The organism is Leclercia tamurae, from assembly GCF_025566055.1.
GTDB classification, from domain to species: domain Bacteria; phylum Pseudomonadota; class Gammaproteobacteria; order Enterobacterales; family Enterobacteriaceae; genus Enterobacter; species Enterobacter tamurae.
The window spans coordinates 107,710-120,283 of record NZ_JAMHKS010000078.1 but is presented as its reverse complement, the minus strand read 5'-3'; the positions used below and the strand labels follow the sequence as shown (position 1 = coordinate 120,283).

Below are 12,574 nucleotides of genomic sequence, written 5' to 3'. Positions count from 1 at the left end.
TTAGCCCCCAGTACCAGTACTGCCAGTAATGAATTGCATCATGGCTGACTGTTGTAATTGTTGTTGTGTCAGTTGTTTTTGTTCTTCATCCTGCATACGTTCATATACAGTTTTATTAGAAAGCAGGCCGTGCATATCCCAGTCATGTACAGTGGCCTTCTTCATCCCGTCCTGTGTCAGATTGCCACTGCTCATTAATATCAGGTGGGCAAGGTTTGAGTACTTAATATGTTCAAACCTTGCTCCTGATGGTTCAATACTGGAATCGTAAATCATCATGTACTCAAATAGTTCAGGATCTAATGACTCCAGTTCTGATGGACTCAACCCACGTTTGTTTAATAGTTTCAGGGTAAACATCAAACGCGGATTGTTTCTTATTTTTTTTCGATCTGATCCTGAACTTGTGGTTCGTCTGCTTTAGGCCACAATTTCATTACTGCGGTGTTAATTTCACCTACGATCAGTGCATCAATAGAATTAACGTTAATCTTCCCGTCTTCATCAACATCAGAGAAAATAGGTGTACCGTTTTCATCTGCAACTGTATAAAGAAGAGTACTCTTAGCATCAATGCATTTTTCAAAATTGCTGATAGCAGGTCGATGAATATGCAGTACTGCACCGTTTTTCAAAGTGACTTTATGTAATTCAGGTTTCAGGGCTGCAAATAGAGTATGAATATCCATTATGACAGTAATCCCTGTGCTACTGCTGCACCATCACAGGCGAAATTGAGAGTCATATTCACTACTTTGTCACGATCAGATTCGATTTTTTTCTCACTGATGAAACCGTTATATACGACGTATGACCCTGCTGTTTTGGTAGCATCGGTGAAATAGCTGAACTTCAACTGAATACGAGTACCGTTCTCAAAGGCGGTAACAAGCTGTTGATGAATTGTGTTATCTGGAATCCAGTTCAGTTGTAAAGTAACGTCTGCGTTTGTTTTACTGCCTACAAGTTTTCGGTTATAGGAGGTATTAAAACTCACTACCTCAATTACAGTTGCAGTACTACCAGTGCCGGGGAAAGCTGCAATTTCTGGAATAGTGGTAAATGTAGCGGCTTGAGTAGCTCCGGCAGTACCGATACCTACTGTAATATTTGAACCTGTAAAAACGTCCATTGGAGTTGGCATAATGATGTCCTTATCATAGAGTTCAGTACTGGCATCCTTACCAGTACTGAGTTGTTGTTTTCTTCTTATTTATTTAGTGCTGCAATCATTGCACGTAATTCAGCAATTTCATTTGCCATCGCTTCAATTTTTGCAATTGAATGATTTAGTGCAAGTGCGGTATCCATCATAATGACGTTATTATCGAGTGCCAGCGTATCATCTTTATCACAACGATTTCCTTCATCATCATATTCTGGTGCGGCTGGAACCAGTTTAACGTACTCGCTATCAATATCGCGTAATGCGTCCTGTGCAATAATACCACGGCGTTCACGCTCCATCGGATCAAAGTTATATACGAAAGTACATGGCTTTAATTTTTTGATATTATCGTAAGATTGTTTGCCATCGTTATATTCAATATCATGTTTCAAAGTTGCATCGGATGTTGCTGCTTTCTGATACGTGTAATTGCCACCAAAGCCACCATCGCCACTCGCCGAAGTAACCAGATCCCCCTGAACGGGCGTAAAGTACCAATATCGCGTTTTGGCACCATTATCCCCAAACTGGGTCATTGCGGTATTACCCCAGCTCGCCGTACCATTACCGACATTCCCCCACATTGTTCGAAGGTTATAGCCCCCGCCGTGCTGATACCCCCATGAAATCCCCGCTATAGCACCATTCCCCGGAGTGTCTATTGCTGTATCCGCGAAATAGGCGGCATAGTGGGGCTGGGCTGAGTTCCACCACGAGTTCACAGCAGGACTGCCCATAAACATACGTCCCGAAATTTGCACGTTGCCGTTGGACATAAAATCAAAATATCGTGATTGTGCCGTATCGGTTCCACCACCTGTCTGGTTCACAAACAGACGAGCTATAGAGTAATCCCACTCAATACGTTTAATTGATTGCAAATAAGCGGATGTTTTTTCAACACCATTTACTGTGTACAGTGATTTTAATCGACCACCATAAACAGTACTGCCAGTACCCGGTAAGGTTGCATCATTATCTGTAGCTGTCAGATGTGATGTAGTAAGGTCGCCTGTACTGGATAACGTCATAGCATCAGTAGTATCAGTTGTTCCGGTTGCAATCCTGTATGTGGTTCCCTGAACAGTTTCATGGAATGTAGCATCACCTGTACCACCACGGAATTTACGCAAATATGATTTATTACCTGTAGTCCCTGAGCTTAATGCAGTTTGACAATATGATGTCTGTACAACCCCGTCCTGAATAATACTGCTACTCGTGGTTAAAGCACCTGTAACGGCTAAAGTACTTGATATACCTACTGCACCAGAGAATGTACCACCAGATTTAGGCATACCACCGAGAGTACTCAACGCTGCACTTGCTGAGGTGCTACCAGTGCCGCCCTGGGCAATACTTAAGGCGGTTGTAAGACCTGAAAGACTTGTAATATCACTATTTGCCCCAGAGGATGCACTACCAGATATGTCAGACTGGCTAAGTACTATCGAACTGGATAATGGTAAGCCATTAATTGTTGTAGTGATTGGGACTGCTGATACGTCGCTTGCAGTTAATGTAATATCGGCTGATAGTGCTTTATTATTAACTTTTCTCGTTTGCGGAACCAGAGGCGTTGTTAACCCGGTAAGAGACTTAATAGTACTGTTTGCACCGTTAATATCGGTATATACGTACATCCCCCATGCACCCCATGAAATAACACCAGAACCATTTGAATATCCGGTACGGGTATAGAGATCATTAGTGTTATAACGATAGTACATCTGCGTACACGATTTAACGTGAGTTGCTGAGTTTTGCAGTACGACAAGTGTTCCAGCAAATTGAACCGGATAATTCAGTGCTGCTGTGGCGTTTGCGTTCAGAGTTTGCTGATAATAACCCTGTACTGTACCGTCTAAATCATTTAAATCGGTGTTATTTGGAATAATTCCACGGCTGGGTAATGCTCCAACATCATCTGCGTTTAATGTGATATCACTAGTTAATGTATATCCATTCACTTTTCTTGTAGAACTTGCAGCACCTAAGGAAGTTAATGCTCCTGCTGCGGAAGTACTACCGGTTCCACCACTTGTGATTGGGATTGCAGTATTAAATGAAGGCGTACCATTAAATTGTAATTTACTTGCAGATAATGTGAGTGTGCCTTGATTGCTTGATCCCTCAACACCACCTGATGAAATTATGCGTGTATCGTAGTCATTGTTAAAACCAGAGCTATGGAAATCAACAAATGCAGAACCTGCCGTTGTAAGACTTCCTAACTCTATCCCTACCGATCCGGTTTTTGCAGCACCTACAGTTAAACTATCAAGATTTTGAGTACCAGACCATGTATTACTCGCGTTAAGTAATGGAACAGTTGCCCCTGATGTACCGATATTATAAGTACTTACAGTTCCTAACCCCAGTGAAGTTCTTGCACCTGCTTGCGTGTTAGAACCAGTACCGCCCTGTGCAACTGAAAGTGCTGTAGTCAATCCAGTAAGAGATTTGATAGAACTATTCACGCCTGCACTGGTAATGTTCGCAGTAGCTACCCATGCGGAGAAAGTGACCGTACCAGTACTGTTAGATGTGCCTGTACGGTTATAGATATCGTCACTACTGGACGGGTAATAAACCTGAGTACATGAATTAGCGTGAGTTACGCCACTCTTCAACACAAATAACGTACCACCTACAGCTACTGGATATCCTAAAGCGGTTGTTGCATTTGCCGTAACGGGTTGTTCATATACTCCAAAAACACCGCCATGCAGAGTATTAAGGTTAATCCCAGCGGCGATAGTTCCGTAATACGGCATTGCTGATACATCGAGTGCTGAAAGGTCTACGTTAGAACTTAGAGCCTGACCATTCACGGTACGACTAGTACTCACTGTACCCGCAATATCAGCCTGTGCTAATACTACGTTTCCGGTTAACGGCTTGCCATTGATTGTGCGACTAGTACTCACTGCTCCAAGATTGGTTAATGCAGCGGCTGCTGTAGTAGCTCCTGTTCCACCGTTTAGTACTGGGATAGTACCGATATCTGCTGGCGTTAATGTAATATCGGCTGATAGTACTTTGTTATTCACCTTTGTAGTGTTCGGAACACCGCCGAGGTTTGCCAAGGCTTGTGTACTGGTATTTGCACCAGTACCACCAGAACTAATCGGTAATGCAGTACTGAGTGTTGCAGATGAAGCGTTAAGGCCACCAGTGATAGTTAAATTACCAGTACTGGAAAGTGTCAGGGCATCAGAACTATCGGTAGTTGCACCAGTGGCTAATCGGTAGTTCCCTGCCTGTACGGTTTCATGAAAAATAGTATCACCAGTACCGCCACGCATTTTACGTAGATATGATTTCGTACCTGCGGCTGCTGAACTCAGTGATGTATGACCATAGGTTGCTGCTGCAACACCGTCCTGGGAAATTGTGTTGTTTACCGTTACTGCACCTGTAAGAGTACTGGCACCTGTCACGGCTAAAGTACTGGAAAGTAATAGTGTTGTGCCTGTGACACCACCAGTGAATGCACCACCTGTTTTTGGCATCCCGCCGAGGTTAGAGAGTGCAGTACTGGCAGTAGTTGCATTTGTGCCGCCAGAACTGATAGGCAATGTTCCGGTTACGCCCTGCGTTGCACCTGCGGCCAGAGAGGGCTTATTTGCAGTACTGTAGACCTGATCCCATCCAGTACTGTCAGTGTTCCTGATGTACATGCGAGGGGTTGTAGACTCTGAAACTACGATCTGAGCCTTATTGGTTCCACCAGCATCGACCATGCCTACACCCAGTAGATCTACACCCAGCGGGTTATCGGTACGTGTTGCACCAACTTTGATAAATGCGTTACCAGTTGGATCGGCTTCGTAGTGTGGGACGGTTGTACCGTCTGCACCCAGACCATAGTTTCCGATTAGTAATGGGGCTGGTTCGTCAATGCTGCCCTGGTTGACAATAGAAGTTGGGGTATAAGTCCATGTACGCCCGTACACTTTATTAATATCAGCATCATCTTTCTGTGCAGTAATCTTCCCATTCAGAATAATGAAGTGCTGGCGTAAGCTAGTCGGGCTTTCATAGATACTAAATTTCAGTTGGAATACTTTGTTAGTACTGTATGCACTGTTCAGGAATTGATGACCAACATTAGACGGGTCGTAATGTACAACAATGCTGACATTACTAATCTTCAAATCACCTCGCAGTACTGCAAGGTATTCTTGATCATATGTTTCGATAGTCTGATTTGAACTACTAATCTTTACCTCTGGGAATAAACCCAGATTATCAATGTTGGTATATACCGCTGTTGGGTAGTAGTTATTGATGTCAGTACTGTAAGATAGCAACGTCCTGTTGCCTAAAAAGATCCCTGCCATTATTGTTATTCTCCATTATTTGTAGGACGTGCGATGTAATTAATCTGGCACGTTGTCATAATGGTATTTATGGCTGTATCTGGATCGTTATCATCGACAACTGAAATCAGTTTAAGTGAACTAACATTAATACCCTTCTCTAAAAGGCCAGTAATCAATTCAGTACTGAAAAGTACTTCCTGTACTTTCGTCATCGTTTGCTGTGCTGTTGATTCACTCTGCGATGTAACCAGTACATCCATTGTCAGCATTACAGAATGACGATTGCTGTATTCAAGTTGTTCGTATTGTTCGGTTACATTACTGATCATCAGAATGTAATCATTGGCTGTCTGAGTGTTAGTTTTAGCGGCCTTGCGTACCTTCAAACCATTAGATACAAAAAGGCTTGATACATGATTTTTAATAATTGAAATATTCATGTGATCAAGCCTCTCTGTAATAAACGTTACATAGACCTGACAGATCATCAATGATGTTGTAAACCTCGTGCCGAACATTATTCAGTACAAAAGAGTCATCATAGGTGATTTTATCACGGCGGCATGTAAAGTAATTTTCTGTTGTTTGTATAAGTCCTTCGGTAGTTTGAATTGCTATTTCGGACTGTTCGAAAATGACAGTAAGAGTACTGCCATTATCTAGTACTAAAGGTTCGCCAAAACTGTTAATCAGAGCATCCATACATTGCGTATTAAATGCTCTCATCAGATTAAGCCAGTTTGATGATACGGAAGGCTTCAGGCACCAGTACTGCGAAGTCCAGATCAGCCCAAACGCGAGCGATTACAGAACCACGATTACGGTTAGTGGTATCGTCCATATCCAGCTCAAGAGAATCACCCCACTGTGCAATAGCAACTTTGGAGAAGTCACCGAGGATAATGAAGTTCTGACCAGCCAGTACTTTAGAGTCGTAGGCAGGTACACCACACAGATCACCTTCATCGAACAGGTAAACGCCTGCGGTGTTGTCACCACGCAGAGTACTACGCAGAGTTGCTTTGGTCTGTGGAGACATTACAGCCGCAATAGAACCGTAAGAAACGCCTTCATCACCCAGTTGGCCTTGTGCTGCTACGATGCCTGCATAGGTATATGCGTCTACAGTTTCGACTTTACCCGCTGCTACTACTGCATCAACAATGCCTTTCAGGATCAGGGCTTCCAGACGTTCAGCAGAACCGGCAACAATGGCCTGTGAAACAATTTGTTCTACCTGTGGGCAGGATTTAACTACGCTGCGTGACAGTGGTACAGAACCAGTGAAGGTCTTAGGCTTCAGTACTACAGATTCGAAATTAGCATCTACTTCTGGTGATACACCATTCTCAGAAATAAAGCCGAATGAATTTGCGAAATCTGCAACAAGTTTAGGTACTGCAATTTCAGAGGTCAGTCCGGTAAACATCTGTACTGGGAAATTCTTAAGAACAGATTCAGCACGCAGAATATCTACGAATGAACCGTAGAGTACATCAGTGTGAATAATATCTTTTGCGGAAGTGGTGGTTACACCAGCACGTACAGCCTGTGCGAAATCAGCGTTAGCAACTACTGCACCGTTTTTACCGGATGGCAGAGATTTGTCACCGTCCATAATAGAACGGATCAGAGAGTTTAGAGAGAATTCCATTTTATCATCCTTGATAATGGGTTTATTTTTAATTTGTTGGCGAAACGCATCAATGCTTAAGCCAGTTTCGATTGCCTGATTTGTAATTTCAGCGTGGATATTGAATGCACGTGAAATAGCGTTAATTTCGGCAATGCGTTTTTGATCTTCTTCGGCCTGTTCTTCCTGAACGGCTGAATCATCATTTTGTTCTTCTGGTTCCGGCTGTTCGCCATTACCAGTACTGTCATTGTTATTTATCGTTTCCGCTTCGGTATCGATTTCGGGATCAGACTCAGAAGTACTAGTAGTACTTTCAGTATTTTCATCGGGTTCATTTTCAGTTTCCTCTTGTCGCTGCTCCTCTTTTTCGGTTGGCTGCTCGTCGTTATTTTCAGTTTCGGTTTCTTCTTGTTCCGGTTCCTGTTCTTCTAGTGAGCGACCTACTCCGACTAGATCATCAGCGGGTACTGAAACCATGCTAATTTCGTAAGGTTCCCATTGAGTAACTAATAGGTTGTCACCTTCAATTCGATAATCGAGAATGGAATAACCTACGCTGACCTTTGACAAAGTACTTTCACGTACCATTTCGAACTTTTCAGCACCCATACCAACTGAACTGAAACGCACTAATGCACGGCCTACATGGTCAGCATCAATACTGGCTGACTCAATAACACCGATATGATTATCAAAGTTGTGGTTATAAAGCAGAGCGGCCTTATTCTGTAGTCGTTCTAGATTGACGTTCTCAGGGTTATGCAGAAGGATTTCGTTATATTCCTGACCACCGATAGTACGTACTACTGGATTTTCAGAACTGAAAGCTAACAGTACTGTACGGTCGTTATTATCAGAGAGTACGTCACTCGTTAACGTCATCTCCCGTTTTTGGTTCTTGAATTTCATTTGAACTGTCCTTGTTCATTGTTTCTGTTTTATTTATCTCCATCTCTGCTTCACGCTGTAACTCCTCAAATATGTGTTGTGGCTCCATGCCTAAATCACGGATAATTTGAGACTTCGACTTGACACCCATTGCTAGTAGTACTTGTTCGTATTGAGCATCTTTATTAGGATCGAGACTTACCTGTTTGACAGTAATAAAGGTACTGTTAGCGATGTTCTCAAAGTTCGTGAAACTAAGTTCTTTAAGTTCAGATACCATGATTCGTTTAATGAACTCACGGTAGATAGGCTTGAGTACTTTAGAAATAAGAAGGTTGGAACGAGTCTTGAACCCTTCACGGCTAATACGGTCTGCCATCTTCGCGGCGGAGAAGCTAGCGTTTTGTGTGTCGCCAGTTAACATAGACTTTGGTAAAGATAAGCCTGTTGAAATTGTTGTAAGTACTGCATCACTGAACTCTGTGATTTTGTCAGTACCTGCCTGTGGGTTCAGAGTCTGAATCTGTTGCCCTGGCTGTAGTTCTTTAATACTGCCTGGTTCAAAGTGTTCTATGTATTCACGCTGTTCTGTTTCACCATCTAATAGCTCTTCCTGAGAGTTGTCAGTACTGGTAATAAATGCCATAGCCGAACTTGCGATCTTTTTCTGTAGTACTGCCGCTTCGTTATAGCTATTAAAGTCCTCTAGGGTTTTCATGACTGCAATACAGTCCGGGAAACCTCGTTCCTGTCCTGGGAATTCTGGAATGAAATAATGCAGTACTTCACTGGCTGGTACACGTTGAGTACTGTTGGTCTGAATCGTGTAATTAAGCGGGTTAATATCGGCTACGTGATAGGCCAGTACTCGACCGTGCTGATCACGTTCTATCCCATTACTGATGTACGAACCGTTTTTCAGTAACTCGTTTTTAGTACTGGGAATACGACTAGCATCGATGATCGATACCTGTAGTTCATCACCGTCTGTATGTAGTCGAACAAAACATTCACCATCGGTAGCTCTTGCACGCTCTACCAGTTGTTGAAAGATGTCGAATGACAGAGAACCATCAGTACTAAAGCGGTTTGCATCTGATGCCCACTCGTAAAACAGCTTGTCTAAGCGGTCTGCCAGTACTGGATCGGTTTGACCATCGAGGCCAATTGGTGAAGGTCGAACGGTGATACCGTCTGCCCCTGCCACTGTGCCAGAACTCAGTGATACGTAACGACGTGCATACGGGTTTTGAAGTACCAGTGAACGGCTTGCATCACGTAGCGATGTTAGAGACTGTCTCAGTACTGCATTGATGTTGACGTTCTGAACACCAGTACCGTGACTACCGATAATCTTTGTCGGTAGTCCAGTTAATGAACGGGTTTGGGTTTTGAATTCAGTACTGGTAGGTTGATATTTTCGGGCTTGTACTGCTTTAGGCTTTGGTATTTCTTGTGGTAGTACTACTGGTTCAATTTGCAGTTTATTGAAAGGCCACATTCCTTGTGATCTCCTGTGTTAGCGGCAATGAATAGTACTTTTGAAGAACGTATTGCTGCCTGTTTTGTTTAGTTTTTTTCTCAGGTCATTGACCTGTTTAGTAATACCGTTTTTCAGACTAAGCAATGTATTAAGATCTTCTTTAACAAGTGTCTTATTGTTGATAGTTAGAGTACTGGTATCACCTGTAATACGTGCACTGATGATTTTATTCAGGTCATCGAGCTGTGACTGTAGTTCTGTTAATCGGTCTGTCTGTGCCAGTGGGTCAATTACGGTTACAGTACTGATAGTTAGTTCACCATTATTGTTATATACGACTGAGTAATAACCCGGCTTCCAGTCTGTGGAGTCGATAGTTACCGTTTCAGTATCGTTCTGTGTATGGTGTGTGAATAACGTATCAGTACTGTTCCCGATTTTTAATGTAGTATTAGGCTGTAGTACTTCGTGTAGTACTTCACCAATATAAATTATCTCTTTCATGTTATTTATCCTTAGCCGAACCATGATTTGCCAATTGTTTTAGCAGTTGGTTTACTGTATTTATTGTTCTGTTCGGTAGGCTTGACGGGTTTAGTAGATTCAGTACTGGTAGTTTCGGTTCGTTTCGTACTTCTGTACTCTCGTAACTTCTTGAACGGTTGACCGCCTAGTTTACTCAGTGCAAGTTTCATCATGCATAGGCTGTAGACCAGCGTATCAAGTGCCTCGTTACGACGGCCTGTGATCTGCTTCCATCGAACACCACTACCAGAACGTTCTAAGTTCTCTGCTGTGACCTGTTCGAAATAGTCATCAGGCAAATCGTGTGCAAACCGTAGAGTAAGTGGTGCATCTGTTTTACCTGCTACTGCATTGTTTAGAAGGCTACGTACCCAGTTCTTACCCTCGTGTACGTTCAGCATGTAGAACTGACGGCCTTCTGAGGTACTGCGTTTGAACAAGTCACCTTTGGTATTCGAGCTGCCCTTAATCATTTCGAACTTCTTATACTGCTGACAGAAACTGTGTACTGTCTGCATTGCCCTACCATTACCACCGTCTACGGCTACTTTCAGTACTGGCAAATCACGCCCGGATACTGTTTTGAAACGTTGATTACAGAACGTCGCAAGGTCTATATAGGCTTTTGCCCCTTTGATTTCACAGTTTGGACTGTAGAAATAACGATGACCCAGTACAAATAGTTCTGTTTCGTTGAACCCTAATACAGTTGCTTCAAGTCGGTCTAATTGTTGATCACAACCTACGACAATTCCCAGTACTGAATCTGGTATATTCTTTAAATCGAATGAATCATCACGTAAGTTCTCTAATGCTATATCGTCAATTTCTTCTTGTAGGTCTGAATAATGAAGTCCGAGTACTGTATTGTAAAATGACTGGTAGTTGTATTCGAACCACGCTAGTTCAAACTCTTTGGCAATAGCCTGAATAGTACTGTTAGGACTGTATAGGCGGTTAATATAGAACCCTGCCGTGTCCGTTACAGATGGGTTCTGTGCTAACCAACGTCCACCAGCTACCATCTTAATACGCTGTGATTCTGTTATTTCATTGTTGCAGTCGGGGCAGTGTAATTTGGCAGTACTGCTATTGGGAATATCACGCTTGCCGTTTTTCTTCCATTCGAACTTTACGTTTTCCCATTTCAACGTATGTTCATGTTGGCAGTGAATACATTTTACAAAAAACTCACGTTGATCTGAGTTCTGGTATTCAACATCGATTGCATCACCCGAGAACGTAGGTGTTGAACTTACGAGGATCTTCGCTTCGGCTCCGAAATCAGTACTGCGTTGTTCTGACAGCCTAATAGGATTTCCTTCTGGTGAGTTCTGGTCTATTGCTGCTACTTCATCAAGTATGATTCGTTTGAGTGTTTTACCGCGTAGTGCTTTAGCCGATCCCAGAGTCATGAAGTACAAGAAAGAACCGTCTTTTAGTTCTGTCTGCTGTTGGTTATTTGCTTTCGTCTTGTCGTTCTTGTCTGTGACTAATTCTTGAAGTACTGGCACCTGTTCAATAGTTTTATCAATCTTCGCTGACTTCCACTGTTTTAATTCTGACAATGAACTTTGAGCAATGCCAATATTAGAACTATCAGTAGCCATCCAGTAAAACAGTGCTGCATTGAGTAGTGTAGTTTTAGCAATCTGGGCACTAGTTTTATAGACAACCTTGCGGTATTGGTCAGACTCAATAATATCTAACATCTCTTTCTGAAATGAATATAGCTTTAACTTCTGTCCGACTGCGGCTCCATCGGGAAGTACTAAATGAGTCTCAGACCATTCACTGGGCTTTAACTTCTGTGGAGGTTTGATTATTGGTACTGCGTTTTTCAGTACTGTTATCGTCTTGTTCATTTTCGGCATCCTTGCCTTGTTCGTACTCTTCTGGTACTTCAAATTTCATATCACCGATTTCATTCAGCATTTCGTCAATTCTGGCCTGCAATACTCTTTTTACTTTCAGTACTGAATCTTGTTCGAAAACTTCATGTTGAATTTTGTTCGGTAGTGAGCGGATATAATCACGCAACGTTTTAAAGTACTGGGTAAGCTCTCTGTGAACTTCATCGGCTTCGATTAGTTGATCCAGTTTTAACTTTACTTCGGCTTCGGCTAAATCTGCCTCTGCCTGCATTTTGCGTAGTCGAGCCTGGTCGATCTTGTCTCGTACATCACCATCACGTAGCGGCGTTAAGATGTTGTCTACGATCCATGCACGTGCATTCTCTTCTGTGTCTGTAGGCATCCCGCGTTTCTGCCATGCCAGTACAGTACTGTGTTCATAGCCGTAATCACGGCCTAACTTTCTAATTGAAATTGAGGTAGACATAATATTTCCCTGACTGTTGTTCTTATATTTATCAGGGTTCAGTACTGCATCTGGTGCTTTGTCATCTACAGACAATAGGTGGAACACGTGATTTTCAGTTATTAAGGAAACACTATCCGCACGTGTTCCACTTGCCATTACTGAACATCAAAATGACGAACGGATTCAGTACTGGATATTTTGTGGTGTGGTTTGTTGATCAAAAA

Annotated in this window: 10 protein-coding genes; all 10 read right to left on the bottom strand. The window is 42.6% G+C overall.

Going from position 1 to position 12,574, the window contains the following annotated elements; translation table 11 throughout:
* Window positions 1-360 carry a hypothetical protein gene (locus M8318_RS20400; protein ID WP_262664273.1) on the bottom strand — a complete coding sequence of 120 codons (360 nt, stop codon included), beginning with the start codon at window positions 358-360 and terminating at the stop codon, window positions 1-3.
* Window positions 361-377: 17 nt separating this feature from the next.
* Window positions 378-689, bottom strand: coding sequence for a hypothetical protein (locus M8318_RS20395; protein WP_262664272.1), 312 nt, complete (start codon window positions 687-689; stop codon window positions 378-380).
* Entirely contained in the window at window positions 689-1,144 is a 456-nt protein-coding gene (locus M8318_RS20390; RefSeq protein WP_262664271.1) for a phage tail tube protein, read from the bottom strand. Before M8318_RS20390 ends, M8318_RS20395 begins: the two co-directional genes overlap by 1 nt.
* Before the next feature lie 65 nt (window positions 1,145-1,209).
* Window positions 1,210-5,514, bottom strand: coding sequence for a tail fiber domain-containing protein (locus M8318_RS20385; protein ID WP_262664270.1), 4,305 nt, complete (start codon window positions 5,512-5,514; stop codon window positions 1,210-1,212).
* A gap of 5 nt (window positions 5,515-5,519) precedes the next feature.
* Window positions 5,520-5,936: a hypothetical protein gene (locus tag M8318_RS20380; RefSeq protein WP_262664269.1), complete on the bottom strand. Its 417-nt coding sequence runs from the start codon at window positions 5,934-5,936 to the stop codon at window positions 5,520-5,522.
* A gap of 290 nt (window positions 5,937-6,226) precedes the next feature.
* Window positions 6,227-8,041: a phage major capsid protein gene (locus M8318_RS20375; protein WP_262664268.1), complete on the bottom strand. Its 1,815-nt coding sequence runs from the start codon at window positions 8,039-8,041 to the stop codon at window positions 6,227-6,229.
* Window positions 7,998-9,521, bottom strand: a complete 1,524-nt coding sequence (locus tag M8318_RS20370) for a phage portal protein (RefSeq protein ID WP_262664266.1) — start codon at window positions 9,519-9,521, stop codon at window positions 7,998-8,000. The genes M8318_RS20375 and M8318_RS20370 overlap by 44 nt, the downstream gene beginning before the upstream one ends.
* Window positions 9,522-9,539: 18 nt before the next feature.
* Entirely contained in the window at window positions 9,540-10,007 is a 468-nt protein-coding gene (locus tag M8318_RS20365) for a hypothetical protein (RefSeq protein ID WP_262664265.1), read from the bottom strand.
* Window positions 10,008-10,018: 11 nt separating this feature from the next.
* Complete coding sequence (locus M8318_RS20360; RefSeq protein WP_262664264.1) at window positions 10,019-11,893, bottom strand: phage terminase large subunit family protein; 1,875 nt, start codon at window positions 11,891-11,893, stop codon at window positions 10,019-10,021.
* Entirely contained in the window at window positions 11,820-12,506 is a 687-nt protein-coding gene (locus M8318_RS20355; protein WP_262664263.1) for a hypothetical protein, read from the bottom strand. The genes M8318_RS20360 and M8318_RS20355 overlap by 74 nt, the downstream gene beginning before the upstream one ends.
* Window positions 12,507-12,574 lie beyond the last annotated feature (68 nt).

Bases quoted from the DNA above. Each gene is read 5' to 3' on its own strand.
- M8318_RS20390 (WP_262664271.1), bottom strand. From the start codon at position 1,144: ATGCCAACTCCAATGGACGTTTTTACAGGTTCAAATATTACAGTAGGT.
- M8318_RS20370 (WP_262664266.1), bottom strand. From the start codon at position 9,521: ATGTGGCCTTTCAATAAACTGCAAATTGAACCAGTAGTACTACCACAA.
- M8318_RS20395 (WP_262664272.1), bottom strand. From the start codon at position 689: ATGGATATTCATACTCTATTTGCAGCCCTGAAACCTGAATTACATAAA.
- M8318_RS20385 (WP_262664270.1), bottom strand. From the start codon at position 5,514: ATGGCAGGGATCTTTTTAGGCAACAGGACGTTGCTATCTTACAGTACT.
- M8318_RS20355 (WP_262664263.1), bottom strand. From the start codon at position 12,506: ATGGCAAGTGGAACACGTGCGGATAGTGTTTCCTTAATAACTGAAAAT.
- M8318_RS20365 (WP_262664265.1), bottom strand. From the start codon at position 10,007: ATGAAAGAGATAATTTATATTGGTGAAGTACTACACGAAGTACTACAG.
- M8318_RS20400 (WP_262664273.1), bottom strand. From the start codon at position 360: ATGTTTACCCTGAAACTATTAAACAAACGTGGGTTGAGTCCATCAGAA.
- M8318_RS20360 (WP_262664264.1), bottom strand. From the start codon at position 11,893: ATGAACAAGACGATAACAGTACTGAAAAACGCAGTACCAATAATCAAA.
- M8318_RS20375 (WP_262664268.1), bottom strand. From the start codon at position 8,041: ATGAAATTCAAGAACCAAAAACGGGAGATGACGTTAACGAGTGACGTA.
- M8318_RS20380 (WP_262664269.1), bottom strand. From the start codon at position 5,936: ATGAATATTTCAATTATTAAAAATCATGTATCAAGCCTTTTTGTATCT.